Origin of the sequence: Streptomyces sedi (genome assembly GCF_006335015.1) — a bacterium.
Taxonomy (GTDB): domain Bacteria; phylum Actinomycetota; class Actinomycetes; order Streptomycetales; family Streptomycetaceae; genus Streptomyces; species Streptomyces sedi.
Genome location: NZ_VDGT01000001.1, coordinates 643,822 through 656,983, shown reverse-complemented (window position 1 = coordinate 656,983; position 13,162 = coordinate 643,822). Strand labels below are relative to the sequence as shown.

At 73.7% G+C, this 13,162-nt stretch carries 10 protein-coding genes; 9 read left to right on the top strand and 1 reads right to left on the bottom strand.

Going from position 1 to position 13,162, the window contains the following annotated elements; translation table 11 throughout:
* Positions 1–9 precede the first annotated feature (9 nt).
* From FH715_RS02660 to FH715_RS02630, 6 genes are all read left to right on the top strand, one after another.
* Entirely contained in the window at positions 10–1,008 is a 999-nt protein-coding gene (locus FH715_RS02660) for a DUF1015 family protein (RefSeq protein WP_170184602.1), read from the top strand.
* A 244-nt stretch (positions 1,009–1,252) separates the two neighbouring features.
* Positions 1,253–2,644 (top strand): nitrate/nitrite transporter, encoded by a 1,392-nt coding sequence (locus FH715_RS02655; RefSeq protein WP_139640324.1) that lies wholly within the window; start codon positions 1,253–1,255, stop codon positions 2,642–2,644.
* Positions 2,645–2,807: 163 nt separating this feature from the next.
* Complete coding sequence (locus FH715_RS02650; protein WP_139640323.1) at positions 2,808–4,001, top strand: uroporphyrinogen-III synthase; 1,194 nt, start codon at positions 2,808–2,810, stop codon at positions 3,999–4,001.
* Positions 4,002–4,105: 104 nt separating this feature from the next.
* Positions 4,106–6,466 carry a HelD family protein gene (locus FH715_RS02645; protein ID WP_246108500.1) on the top strand — a complete coding sequence of 787 codons (2,361 nt, stop codon included), beginning with the start codon at positions 4,106–4,108 and terminating at the stop codon, positions 6,464–6,466.
* Positions 6,467–6,810: 344 nt separating this feature from the next.
* The gene (locus FH715_RS02640; RefSeq protein WP_139640322.1) at positions 6,811–8,214 is read left to right on the top strand and encodes an NAD-dependent malic enzyme; all 1,404 of its coding nucleotides are present in this window, start codon (positions 6,811–6,813) and stop codon (positions 8,212–8,214) included.
* Positions 8,215–8,672: 458 nt separating this feature from the next.
* Positions 8,673–8,954 (top strand): HU family DNA-binding protein, encoded by a 282-nt coding sequence (locus tag FH715_RS02630; protein ID WP_097233273.1) that lies wholly within the window; start codon positions 8,673–8,675, stop codon positions 8,952–8,954.
* Between the two features lie 106 nt (positions 8,955–9,060).
* On the opposite strand, the gene murA is transcribed toward FH715_RS02630, so the two are convergent.
* A complete protein-coding gene (murA, locus tag FH715_RS02625; RefSeq protein ID WP_139640321.1) occupies positions 9,061–10,380 on the bottom strand; it encodes a UDP-N-acetylglucosamine 1-carboxyvinyltransferase in 1,320 nt (439 codons plus the stop codon).
* 495 nt (positions 10,381–10,875) lie between these two features.
* On the opposite strand from murA, the gene FH715_RS02620 reads away from it, so the two are divergent.
* From FH715_RS02620 to FH715_RS02610, 3 genes are all read left to right on the top strand, one after another.
* Entirely contained in the window at positions 10,876–11,433 is a 558-nt protein-coding gene (locus FH715_RS02620; protein ID WP_139640320.1) for a YqgE/AlgH family protein, read from the top strand.
* Between the two features lie 11 nt (positions 11,434–11,444).
* Positions 11,445–11,738 (top strand): DUF3039 domain-containing protein, encoded by a 294-nt coding sequence (locus FH715_RS02615; protein WP_139640319.1) that lies wholly within the window; start codon positions 11,445–11,447, stop codon positions 11,736–11,738.
* A 278-nt stretch (positions 11,739–12,016) separates the two neighbouring features.
* Positions 12,017–12,910 (top strand): FAD binding domain-containing protein, encoded by an 894-nt coding sequence (locus tag FH715_RS02610; RefSeq protein WP_139640318.1) that lies wholly within the window; start codon positions 12,017–12,019, stop codon positions 12,908–12,910.
* Positions 12,911–13,162 lie beyond the last annotated feature (252 nt).

Sequence of the window (13,162 nt, the reverse complement as noted above, 5' to 3'; positions counted from 1 at the left end):
CGCCCGCTGGTGCTGCCGGAGAGCCCGGCGCCGCGCACGGACCTGCTGCTCCCCTTCCACGGCGTCCTCGGCCGGCCGCTCGGCCGGGCCAGCTACTACGTGCTGGAACGCGTCGACGCCGTCGGCTCCGTCGAACAGCGGGGAGTCATCGGTGCGTTGGGTCTGCACGGAGTGGAGAGCGGGCATGTGCTGCGCCACCAGCAGGTGGGCGAGAACGCCGTCAGGTTCCAGACCCGCCTGCTGAAGGAGCGCGGCGGCAGCGTCGAACCGCTGCTGCTGGCCGCGCCCGATCTCGGCGCCTTCCACGACTGCGTGGAGGAGACCGTGCGACGCCCGGCCGACCAGGAGCTGCCGGTGCCCGGCGGCGGGCTGCAACGCCTCTGGGCCTGCGACGCGTCCTGGGCGCTCGACCCGCCGCCGCTGCCGCCGATGCTTCTGGCCGACGGCCACCACCGGCTGGAGGCCGCCAGGCGGCTGCGCCGGGCGCACCCCGACGCGGTGGGTGACCGGCTGCTGGCGCTCGTCGTCGACCACCGGCGCTATCCGCTGACGCTGTCGGCCACCCACCGGGTCGTTCCCGGGCTCGACCTGGAACGGGCGGTGCGCGCCGCGGAACGGATCGCGCGGGTGCGCGAACTGCCGCCGGCCAGGCGGCCGGTGCCGCGGCCCGGCACCTATCTGCTGACCGGACAGGGCCGGATCTGGGCTCTCTCGGAGATCTCGCCCGTCGCGCTGGCCGGGCGGCTGCGGACGCTGCCGGTGGAGTGGGTCGAGCTGCCGGCGGCCATCAGCGACCATGTGCTCGTCCCGGCGCTCTGCGAGGACCAGCAGCTGTCGCCGGCGCTGCGCTACACCAGCCACTATCCGGCGGCGGACGAGGTGGGGTTGATCCTGCCGCCGCCGACCTGGGACCAGATCTGGGCGGGCGCGGCGAGCGGTGCGGGGATGCCCCCGAAGAGCACGCATCTGGGGCCTTCGCCGTTGCCCGGCCACCTGACCGAGGGGTAGCAGGCGTTCAGCCGGACTGCGGGGGTTGGTCGACTACGGAGCTTCGTGGGTGGGTGGGGTGTCGGCGTGAGCCCGGTGGTGGGTTGCTCGCGCCGTTCCCCGCGCCCCTGCACCGCCGGTGGGCGCTCACCGTGGAGGGGCGTCGCGGGTGAGGCACTGGTTTCGTGGGTGTCATCTGCCGCCAACAGTGCCGAAGTCGCCCGTTGTTACGTTCTCCTTTCGTTCGAACCGCGCTGGAGGCACCATGTCAGTCGTCAGGCCACGTCCCGCCCGTCGGGGTGGACGCTGGATCGAGGAGTGGGACCCGGAGGACGAGCACTTCTGGCGGACCACGGGCGAGCGTGTCGCCCGCCGCAACCTGCTGCTCTCCGTGCTCTCGGAGCACATCGGGTTCTCGGTCTGGTCGTTCTGGTCGGTGCTGGTGCTCTTCATGGGCGACGAGTACGGGGTCGACGCGGCCGGCAAGTTCTTCCTGGTCTCCACCGCGACCCTGGTGGGCGCCGTGGTGCGGGTGCCGTACACCTTCGCCGTGGCCCGCTTCGGCGGCCGGAACTGGACGGTGATCTCCGCCTCGCTGCTGCTGCTGCCCACCGTCGCGGCCTGGGTCGTCATGGAACCGGGCACCTCGTACAGCACGTTCCTGCTGGTCGCCGTCGTGACCGGCATCGGCGGCGGCAACTTCGCCTCCTCGATGACCAACATCAACGCCTTCTACCCGCTGCGCAAGAAGGGCTGGGCGCTGGGCCTGAACGCGGGCGGCGGCAACGTCGGTGTGCCCGTGGTGCAGCTCGCCGGGCTGCTGGTGATCGCCACCGCGGGCGACGGCAGCCCCAGGGTGCTGCTGGCCGCGTACACCCCGCTGATCGTGGTGGCGGCCGTGCTGGCGTGGCGGCACATGGACAACCTGGCCCCGGTGACCAACGACACCGGCGCGGCCCGGGAGTCCGTCAGGGACCGTCACACCTGGATCATGTCGTTCCTGTACACGGGCACGTTCGGCTCGTTCATCGGCTACGGCTTCGCGTTCGGTCTGGTGCTCCAGACACAGTTCGACCGGACGCCGCTCCAGGCGGCCTCGCTGACGTTCATCGGCCCGCTGCTGGGGTCGCTGGTGCGGCCGTTCGGCGGGCACTGGGCCGACCGGTTCGGCGGGGCGCGGATCACGCTGTGGGTCTTCGTGGGGATGGCGGCGGCGACCGGGGTGGTGATCGCGGCCTCGCGCGCCGAGTCGCTCGGGGTCTTCCTGGTGGGCTTCGTCGCGCTCTTCGTGCTCAGCGGGATCGGCAACGGTTCGACATACAAGATGATCCCCGGGATCTACCAGGCGAAGGCCGTGGCGCTCGGGCTGCACGGCGAGGAGGCGGCGGCCTACGGGCGGCGGCTCTCGGGCGCCGCGATCGGGCTGATCGGGGCGGTCGGCGCGCTCGGCGGGCTGGGCATCAACCTCGCCTTCCGGCAGTCGTTCCAGGCCACGGGGTCGGGGGTGAACGCGTTCGTCGCGTTCCTCGCCTTCTACGCCCTGTGCTCGGTGGTCACCTGGGCGGTCTATCTGCGCGGTGCCCGGGGTCCGCGGACACGGGAGACCGCGGTCGCCGGCGGCCGGGCGGAGCGGGCGCCGGGCTACGTGGGAGTCTGAAGGGGCGGGCGGGGGCCGCTTAACGCCGGCGCAACGCGTCGGAACCGGCCCCGTCACGCCCGTCTGTCTAGGCTCGACGGCACTCCATGCCCGGCAGCCTTGCGCCGTCCGTCGACCTCGTCCATGTCCCCGTCAGCGAGCGAACCACCAGGGTGGAACGGTCATGCCTCAGCAGGACCAGCAGGACCAGCAGGACCAGCACGAAGAGCACGAAGAAGCGCGGCGGGCCGCCGTCCGGCCGTTGGACGGCTTCACCGTCGGCGTGACCGCCGCGCGCCGGGCCGAGGAGCTGGGCGCCCTGCTGCGCCGGCGTGGGGCCGAGGTCACGCACGCCCCCGCGCTCCGCATCGTGCCGCTCGCCGACGACGAGGAACTGCTGGCCGCCACCCGCCAGTTGATCGAACGCGCACCCGACATCACGGTGGCGACCACGGCGATCGGCCTGCGCGGCTGGGTGGAGGCGGCCGAGGGCTGGGGGCTCGGCGAGCCGCTGCTGGGCGCGCTCGCCACCGGCGAGGTGCTGGCGCGCGGCCCCAAGGTGCGCGGCGCGATCCGGGCGGCCGGGCTGCGGGAGAGCTGGTCGCCGGCCTCCGAGTCCATGGCCGAGGTGCTTGACCGGCTGCTGGACGAGGGGGTCGAGGGGAAGCGGCTCGCGCTCCAGCTGCACGGCGAGCCCCAGCCCGGGTTCCTGGAGGCGCTGCGCGCCGCCGGGGCCGAGGTGGTGGAGGTGCCGGTCTACCGCTGGATGCCGCCGGCCGACATCGCCCCCGTCGACCGGCTGATCGACACGGTCCTGGCGCGCGGCGTCGACGCGGTGACGTTCACCTCGGCGCCCGCCGCCACCTCGCTGCTGCGCAGGGCGGAGGAACGCGCGCTGCTGGAACCGCTGTTGGAGGCGCTGCGGCACCGGGTGCTGGCGGCCTGCGTCGGCCCGGTCACCGCGCTGCCGCTCCAGGCGCACGACGTGCCGACGCGGCAGCCCGAACGGTTCCGGCTCGGCCCGCTGGTGCAGCTGCTCTGCGCCGAGCTGCCGGCGCGTGTGGAGACCCTGCCGGTCGCCGGGCACCGGCTGGAGATCAGGGGGCGCGCGGTGGTACTCGACGGCGCGCTGAAGCCCGTTCCACCGGCGGGGATCTCCCTGCTGCGCGCCCTCGCGCGCCGCCCCGGGTGGGTCGTAGCCCGCTCCGAGCTGCTGCGCGCGCTCCCCGGCGCGGGCCGGGACGAACACGCCGTGGAGACCGCGATGGCCCGGCTGCGCACCGCGCTGGGCGCGCCCGGAGTGGTCCAGACGGTGGTCAAACGCGGCTACCGGCTGGCCATCGACCCCGCCCCCGCGGGCGCCAAGTACGGCGACTGAGCGTGGCCGGTGGGGACCCCGCCGTGGCGCGGTGGCTGCCGGTGGTCCCGACTTCGCGTACGGTTGACGGCCGCCCTGCCACAGCAGCAGAAGGGGGCCGAGCGTTGGACGTGCGAGACCGGGAGATCCGGGACGAGCAACGGCATCTGGACGCCGTCTACGGACGGCTGACCGAGAAGATCCACGAGGCGGAGTACCTGATGGCGGACGCCGCCAGGCGCGGCCAGGTCGGCACGCCCGGCGCGCTCGCCGAGCGGGACGCCCAGGTCTTCCAGGCCGGACTCCATCTCTCCCGGCTCAACCGCGAGTTCGAGGACTTCCTCTTCGGCCGCATCGACCTGCTCGCCGGCAAGGACGGCGAACGCGGCCCGGACGGCGCCTCCACCTCCGTCGAGCCGGCCGACGACGCCGTGCGCGAGGAGCCCGAGGGCCCGGCGGCCGACATCGCCGAGACCCTGCACATCGGCCGGCTCGGGGTGCTGGACGCCGACTACGTTCCGCTGGTCATCGACTGGCGTGCGCCGGCCGCCGCCCCGTTCTACCGGGCCACGCCGCTGCGTCCCGGGCGCGTGGTGCGCCGCCGGGTGATCCGCAGCCGGGGGCGGCGGGTGCTGGGCGTCGAGGACGACCTGCTGCGCCCGGGGCTGCGCGCCTCGCTCGCGGGCCGCGAGCTGCCGGTCGTCGGCGACGGCGCGCTGATGGCCGCCCTCGGCAGGGAACGCGGCCACCGGATGACCGACATCGTCGCCTCCATCCAGGCCGAGCAGGACGAGGTGATCCGCGCGCCCGCCGGCAAGGTGACCGAGGTCAGCGGCGGACCCGGCACCGGCAAGACGGCGGTGGCCCTGCACCGCGCCGCCTATCTGCTCTACCAGGACCGGCGCCGCTACGCCGGCGGCATCCTGGTGGTCAGCCCCACGCCGCTGCTCGTCTCGTACACCGAGGGGGTGCTGCCCTCGCTCGGCGAGGAGGGGCAGGTCGCGATCCGCGCGCTCGGCTCCCTGGTCGACGGCTTCGAGGCCGACGCCTACGACGAGCAGCAGGTCGCCGCGGTCAAGGGCTCGGCCGCCATGGCGCGGCTGCTGCCCCGGGTGGCGCGCGACGCGACCGAGGCCGACGACGCCCCCGACCGGCTGCGCGTCGTGGCGTTCGGCCGCCGCGTCGAGCTGGACGCCGACGAGCTGGCGCGCGTCCGCCGCCAGGTGCTCGGCGGCTCCGCTCCCGTCAACCTGCTGCGCCCGCGCGCCCGCCGGCTGCTGCTGGAGGCGCTGTGGGAGCGTTCCGGGGCCGCCGAGCGCCAGCACGACCCGGAGTTGGCCGCCGAGGCCAGGGACGCGTTCTTCGAGGACATCGGCGACGAGGACGCCTTCCGGGAGTTCCTCGCCGCCTGGTGGCCCGAACGCACGCCGCTCCAGGCGCTGTTGACCATGGCCGACGAGAAGCGCCTGGCCCGCCAGGCCAGAAGGCTGCTGCGGCCACGCGAGATCCGGCTGCTGGCCCGTTCGCTGCGCCGGGTCACCCCCGACGGGCGCGGGCTCTCGGCCCACGACGTGGCGCTGCTCGACGAGTTGCGGGCGCTGCTCGGCGCGCCGCCGAAGCCGGCGAGACCCGCGCCGAGCGGCGGCCTGGACGAGCTGGACGCGCTCGCCGGCGTCGCCGAGCTGACGACCTACGCGGAACGGCAGGAGCGCCGGGCCGAGCGCGGCGAGCGCGGGGAACGCGACGAGGAGCGCTTCGACTACACCCATGTGATCGTCGACGAGGCGCAGGACCTGACGCCGATGCAGTGGCGGATGGTGGGGCGCCGCGGCCGGCAGGCCAGTTGGACGGTGGTGGGCGATCCCGCGCAGAGCTCCTGGACGGCGCCGGAGGAGGCGGCCGAGGAGCGGCGGGCGGCGCTCGGCGGCCGTTCGGTGCGCCGCTTCGAGCTGACCGTCAACTACCGCAACCCGGCGGAGATCGCGCGGGTCGCCGACGGCGTGCTGGCCCGCGCGATGCCCGGCGCCAGGCCGCCGCGCGCGGTCCGCTCCACCGGGGTGCTGCCGCGCTACGCGGTGGCCGGGACGGACGAGGAACTGCCGGACGCGGTGCGCGCCGAGGCGGAACGGCTGCTGTCCGAGGTGCCGGGAACGGTCGGCGTCGTGGTCGCGATGGGGCTGCGGGCCACCGCCCGCACCTGGCTGGCCGGCGCCGAGGACCGGCTCGTGGTGCTCGGCAGCCTGGAGGCCAAGGGGCTGGAGTACGACGCGACGCTGGTGGTCGCGCCGGCGCGGATCGCCGACGAGTCGCCGGCCGGCGCCCGGGTGCTGTACGTGGCGCTGACCCGGTCCACCCAGCGGCTGACGGTGCTCTCCGGGCCGGGGGACGCCCCCGACGAGGCCGGCGTGCCCGAGGCGCTGCGGGCCGGCGCGGACCGGGAAGCGGCCGGCCCCGACGCCGCCGCCGTGTCGGCGACACCGCGCTGACCTGCGCACTGAGCCCGGTTGACCCCCGGGCTCAGTGCGGTAGCCTGGAAGTGGCGTCGGCCCGTTCCATGCCCCCGGGCCCAACCATTGTCGCTACGAGCGACCACTTGCCGCGAGGCGAGCTGGCGGGTCGGCGCCCTTCTTCTTCCCCCCGTTGTTCACGCCCTCGTCCCGGCGTGATTTCCGCGCCTTCCACCCCGCTGTTACGGTCGGGCCCTCGGCTGGTCCCGGCTTCCGGGCCGACGGCGGCCTCTCGTAAGGTGGCAGCGGTCCGCTCGGCGGTTCACCCTTCGCCGCCGGGAGCGGACGGCAGGGGCATTGAGGAATGTGAAGGAAGTTCGGCCATGGCAACGGCGCCCAGTGTCTCGTATTCGATGACCATCAGGCTGGAGGTGCCGGCCAGTGGCACGGCCGTCAGCGCGCTGACCACGGTGGTGGAGTCCTCGGGCGGCTCCGTCACGGGTCTGGACGTCACGGCGTCCGGCCACGAGAAGCTGCGCATCGACGTCACCATCGCGGCCAGTTCCACGGCCCACGCGGACGAGATCGTGCAGAAGCTGCGCGGCATCGACGGGGTGGCGCTCGGCAAGGTCTCCGACCGGACCTTCCTGATGCATCTCGGCGGCAAGATCGAGATGACCTCGAAGCACCCCATTCGCAACCGCGATGACCTGTCCATGATTTACACCCCGGGCGTGGCGAGGGTGTGCACGCAGATCGCCGCGCACCCGGAGGACGCCAGGCGGTTGACCATCAAGCGCAACAGCGTGGCGGTCGTCACCGACGGCTCCGCCGTGCTCGGCCTGGGGAACATCGGGCCGCACGCCGCGCTCCCGGTGATGGAGGGCAAGGCGGCGCTCTTCAAGCGCTTCGCCGGCATCGACGCCTGGCCGCTGTGCCTGGACACCCAGGACCCGGACGCCATCGTGGAGATCGTCAAGGCGATCGCGCCCGGCTTCGCCGGCATCAACCTGGAGGACATCTCCGCCCCCCGCTGCTTCGAGATCGAGGCGCGGCTGCGCGAGGCGCTGGACATCCCCGTCTTCCACGACGACCAGCACGGCACGGCGATCGTCGTGCTCGCCGCGTTGCACAACGCGTTGCGCGTCGTCGACAAGCGGCTGGACCAGGTGCGGGTCGTGATGTCGGGCGCCGGCGCCGCCGGGACGGCCATCCTGAAGCTGCTGTTGGCGGCCGGCGTCGAGCACGCGGTCGTCGCCGACATCCACGGCGTGGTGCACGCCGGCCGCCCCGACCTGGTCGACGCCGACGGCGACTCGCCGCTGCGGTGGATCGCGGACAACACCAACCCGGAGGGCGTCACCGGCACGCTGGGCGAGGCGATCGTCGGCGCCGACGTCTTCGTCGGGGTCTCCGCCCCCGACGTGCTGACCGGCGACGACGTGGCCGCCATGGCCGACGGCGCGATCGTCTTCGCCCTGGCGAACCCCGACCCCGAGGTGGACCCCGCGCTCGCCCGCCAGACGGCCGCCGTGGTGGCCACCGGGCGTTCGGACTTCCCGAACCAGATCAACAACGTGCTGGTCTTCCCCGGGGTGTTCCGCGGCCTGCTGGACGCGCAGTCGCGTTCCGTCAGCACCGAGATGATGCTGGCCGCCGCGCGGGCGCTGGCGGACGTCGTGGGCGGTGACGAGTTGAACGCCAACTACATCGTGCCCAGCGTCTTCAACGAGCGGGTCTCGGGCGCCGTGGCCGAGGCGGTGCGCGAGGCGGCGCGCGAGAGCTGAGCGGCGCGCGCCGGAGCCCCGGCGCGCCCCCGGAGCGGGACGGTGCCCAACTCGCCCTCGCCGCAAGGGCGTCGGGGACAGGGGGCGGCGTTCACCTCCGGCCGCGCCTTCCGCTCCGGTCCGTTCGGGGCCGTTCTACGGGCCGTGCACGGGCTGTCGCGTTCACGCCGAGCCGCCCCGGCGGCGGCGCGCGGGGCGGCGAGTCGGTTGCCAACGCGCTCCGGCTGCCCCTTAGGGTGACCGGGAGGCACGGCCTCGGGCACGTCACAACCTGCGGGACCAGGGCGCTTCACGGCGTCCGACCGGGGGCCTCGGATTGGCCTTCCCGCCACTGGTGAGGGCAGGATGCGTACCCGGGTGCCAGGGAGGACCCCTGGTCCTGGCAGTGTCAGTGGGTCCTGGCAGCATCGGCTTCGATCTCACGCCTCATTGGCAAGATGAACTTGGGAGTACGAAATATGAACCGCAGTGAGCTGGTGGCCGCTCTGTCCGAGCGCGCCGAGGTGACTCGGAAGGACGCCGACGCCGTGCTGGCGGCCCTGGCCGAGACCGTGGGGGAGGTCGTCTCCAAGGGCGACGAGAAGGTCACCATCCCCGGTTTCCTGACCTTCGAGCGCACCCACCGCGCCGCCCGCACCGCGCGCAACCCGCAGACCGGCGAGCCCATCCAGATCCCGGCCGGGTACAGCGTCAAGGTCTCCGCCGGCACCAAGCTGAAGGAAGCCGCCAAGGGCAAGTGACCCTCGGCTGAGGACGACTGAAGGGGTGGCCCCGCAATGGGGCCACCCCTTACGCATGTTCGTTCACCCTTCGCTCACGCGTGCCCTTCGGGCCCGTCGTGGCCGGTCAGGGACGTTCGACCTTGGCGCCCAACTCCTCCAGCTTGTGGAGGAAGTTCTCATAGCCCCGGTTGATTAGCTCGATGCCGTGCACCCGCGACGTGCCGTGCGCCGCCAACGCGGCGATCAGATAGGAGAATCCGCCCCGCAGGTCGGGGATGACCAGATCGCCGCCCTGGAGCGTGGTGGGCCCCGAGACGACGGCCGAGTGCAGGAAGTTCCGCTGCCCGAAGCGGCAGGGCGTGCCGCCCAGGCACTCGCGGTAGAGCTGGATGTGGGCGCCCATCTGGTTGAGCGCGCTCGTGAAGCCGAGCCGCGACTCGTAGACCGTCTCGTGCACGATGGAGAGCCCCGACGCCTGCGTGAGCGCCACCACCAGCGGCTGCTGCCAGTCGGTCTGGAAGCCGGGGTGCACGTCCGTCTCCAGCGCGATCGCGTTCAACGGGCCGCCGGGGTGCCAGAACCTGATGCCCGCCTCGTCCACCTCGAACGCGCCGCCGACCTTGCGGTACACGTTGAGGAACGTCAGCATCTCGCGCTGGCTCGCGCCCCTGACGTAGACGCTGCCCTTGGTGGCGAGCGCCGCGCTCGCCCAGGAGGCGGCCTCAAGGCGGTCCGGCAGCGCGCGGTGGGTGTAGCCGCCGAGCTGGTCGACGCCGGTGATCCGGATGGTGCGGTCGGTGTCGAGCGAGATGATCGCGCCCATCTTCTGGAGAACGCAGATCAGGTCCTCGATCTCCGGCTCGACCGCCGCGTTGGCCAGCTCCGTCACCCCCTCCGCCAGCACGGCCGTCAGCAGCACCTGCTCGGTGGAGCCGACCGACGGGTAGGGCAGCCTGATCCGGCAGCCGCGCAGCCGCTGCGGCGCGGTCAGGTACTGGCCGTCGGCGCGCTTCTCGATGGTGGCGCCGAACTGCCGCAGCACGTCGAAGTGGAAGTCCACCGGCCGGCCGCCGATGTCGCAGCCGCCGAGACCGGGGATGAACGCGTGCCCGAGCCGGTGCAGCAGCGGGCCGCAGAACAGGATCGGGATGCGCGAGGAGCCGGCGTGCGCGTCGATGTCGGCGACGTTGGCGCTCTCCACGTGCGAGGGGTCGAGCACCAGCTCACCCGGCTCCTCCCCGCTGCGCACGGTCACGCCGTGCAACTGGAGCAGGCCGCGCACCACCCGCACGTCGCGGATCTCCGGAACGTTCCGCAGCCGGCTCGGCGCGCTGCCGAGGAGGGCGGCCACCATCGCCTTCGGGACCAGGTTCTTCGCCCCTCGAACGCGAATCTCGCCCTCGATCGGGGTGCCGCCGTGGACAAGGAGTACGTCGTCGCTCATGGAACTCGCGATCTTTTCGAACGGGTGCGGGGGGACCACTCGGAATGGTAATGGCCCGAACGCGCGCGGTGCGGGTGGCCTTGCCGGCCGGGGTGGGTTGTCGTCCTCGCCCCGGTGGTCGGTTGCTCGCGCGGTTCCCCGCGCCCCTTCACCGGCGGTGGGCGGCTTGGGGGTGCGGTGCATTCGTGGCGGGGGTTGGTCGACTACGGAGCTTCGTGGCTGGGTGGGTTGTCGGCGTGAGCCCGGTGTGTGGTTGCTCGCGCAGTTCCCCGCGCCCCTGGTTGTGGTGGGCGTGGTCGGTCGGGTGCGCGGTTCAGCTTCGGCAGGTGGCGGCCTGTCTGGGGGCGCGGGGAACTGCGCGGTGCATTCGTGGCGGGGGTCAGGCGACTACGGTCCGCACCGGCCAGGTGGGTTGTCGGCGTGAGCCCGCTCCCCGCGCGCCTGGGCTGGGCCGCCCACTGCCGTCCGTGGTGGGGGATGGGGAATCATGGGCGCATGTCCGAGGTCTCCTCGCTCACCGGGCAGCTGCTGGTGGCCACCCCCGCGCTGTCCGACCCGAACTTCGACCGTTCCGTGGTGCTGCTGCTGGACCACGACGGGGACGGCGCCCTGGGCGTGGTGCTGAACCGGCCGACGCCGGTCGATGTCTCGGAGGTGCTGGAGCCCTGGGCGGCGCTGGCCGGCGAGCCGGGCGTGGTCTTCCAGGGCGGGCCGGTCGCGCTGGACGCGGCGCTCGCGCTGGCCGTCGTGCCCGGCACCGGCCCGCTGGGGTGGCGCAGGGTGCACGGCTCGATCGGCCTGGTCGACCTGGAGGCGCCGCCCGAGGTGCTGGCCGCCGAGCTGGGTTCGCTGCGCGTCTTCGCCGGCTACGCCGGCTGGGGGCCAGAGCAGTTGGAACGGGAGCTGGACGAGGGCGCCTGGTACGTCGTGGACTCCGAGCCGGGCGACGTCTCCGAGCCGGAGCCGGAACGGCTGTGGCGGGCGGTGCTGCGCCGTCAGCGCGGCAACCTGGCGCTGCTCGCCACGTACCCGGACGACCCCTCGCTCAATTAGGCTAGGTACTCATGAGCACTGTTGAGGAGCCCGAGCGCGGAGCGGGCACCGGCACGATCGTCGAGCCCACCCCGCAGACCACGCACGGTGACGGCGATCACGAGCGGTTCGCGCACTATGTCCAGAAGGACAAGATCATGGCCAGCGCGATGGACGGCACCCCCGTCGTCGCGCTCTGCGGCAAGGTCTGGGTCCCGGGGCGCGACCCCAAGAAGTACCCGGTCTGTCCGACCTGCAAGGAGATCTACGAGTCCATGGGCGCGTTCGGTGGCAAGGACGGTAAGGGCGGCAAGGGCGACAAGTGACGCCCCGCACCCCGGGCCGGCCCGCCGGCCGGGTCGCGCCCCGTGGCGCGGTGTCCGGGGTGTGGCCGACCCGCGTTCGAGCGGTGCCCTGATCGTGTGCGTGCCCTGATCGTGTGAGCGTGCGCCCAACGTGCCACGGCACGAAGGCGGTTGCGCCCCGAAGCCGACCGGGGGCGCGCCGCTGCGGCGGCGAAAAATGTGCCAGAGTTGCCACGTCCGGGCCCGGACCACGTACCGTACGGCTCGGCAGCCGGGACAACCGGAAAGGGGCAGCAGGATTGAGCACGCACGCGCCGGGGGCCCAGCTCGTCGCGCTACCGGCCACGTTGGACGAGGCGGTGGCGGCCCTCGCCGACAATCCGGCGGCCGTGCCGGTCGCCGGTGGCACAGACCTGATGGCCGGCGTCAACGCGGGGATGCTGCGGCCCGCCGCCCTGGTGGGGCTCGGCCGGCTCGCTGAGCTGCGCGGCTGGGCGTACCAGGACGGTCACGCGCTGCTGGGCGCCTGCCTGACCCACTCCCGGATGAGTCGCCCCGACTTCTCGGCCCTGATCCCCGCCCTGGCCACCGCCGCCCGCGCGGCGGGCCCGCCCCAGGTCCGCAACGCCGGCACGCTCGGCGGCAACATCATCTCCGCCGCCCCCTCCGGCGACACCCTGCCGGTGCTCGCGGCGCTGGAGGCGACGCTGCTGGTAGCGGCGCCGGACGGCGAGGGGCGGCAGATTCCGGTCAGCCATCTGCTGGCCGGCCGGGACCGGCTCAACCCCGGCGAGCTGCTGGCCCACGTCCGGGTCCCGCTGCTGCACGCCCCCCAGACGTTCCTCAAGGCCACCGCGCGCACCGGCCCCTCGCGCGCGCTGGCCTCCGTCGCCGTGGTGCTCGACCCGCTGCGCCGCGAGGTGCGGTGCGCGGTCGGCGCGGTGGCGCCGATGCCGCTGCGTCCCCTGGACGCGGAGCGCTGGGTCGCCTCGCTGGTGGACTGGGACGGCCAGCGGGGGCTCGCGCCCGAGGCGCTGGCCGCCTTCGGCGACTATGTGGGGATGGCCTGCATCCCCGACCCGAGACCGGCGGGCGACGGCGGCGAACCCGCCCAACTCGCGCCCGCCGTGCTGCACCTGAGGCGTACCGTGGCGGCACTGGCCCGCCGCGGACTCGGAAGGGCTCTCCGATGAGCAACGAGCACCCCCCTGACCCGAACGCGCCCGGCCCGCAGCCCAACTGGGGCAACGAGTACGACGCCGAGGCCACCGGCTTCCTTGAGCTGCCGGGCGGCCTGCCGGCGCTCGGCGGCACCGAGCCGCTGGCCGCGCCCGGCCAGGGCTACCAGCCGCCGGTGATCGAGTCGGGCGGGCCGCCGGCGACGACGCAGCCCAGCGTCGACCCGGCCGCCACCGGCCAGTGGACGATGCCGTTCGCGGCGCCGG

Coding starts and splice junctions, on each gene's coding strand:
- FH715_RS02655 (WP_139640324.1), top strand. CDS start 1,253: ATGTCAGTCGTCAGGCCACGTCCCGCCCGTCGGGGTGGACGCTGGATC.
- FH715_RS02650 (WP_139640323.1), top strand. CDS start 2,808: ATGCCTCAGCAGGACCAGCAGGACCAGCAGGACCAGCACGAAGAGCAC.
- FH715_RS02640 (WP_139640322.1), top strand. CDS start 6,811: ATGGCAACGGCGCCCAGTGTCTCGTATTCGATGACCATCAGGCTGGAG.
- FH715_RS02630 (WP_097233273.1), top strand. CDS start 8,673: ATGAACCGCAGTGAGCTGGTGGCCGCTCTGTCCGAGCGCGCCGAGGTG.
- murA (WP_139640321.1), bottom strand. CDS start 10,380: ATGAGCGACGACGTACTCCTTGTCCACGGCGGCACCCCGATCGAGGGC.
- FH715_RS02620 (WP_139640320.1), top strand. CDS start 10,876: ATGTCCGAGGTCTCCTCGCTCACCGGGCAGCTGCTGGTGGCCACCCCC.
- FH715_RS02615 (WP_139640319.1), top strand. CDS start 11,445: ATGAGCACTGTTGAGGAGCCCGAGCGCGGAGCGGGCACCGGCACGATC.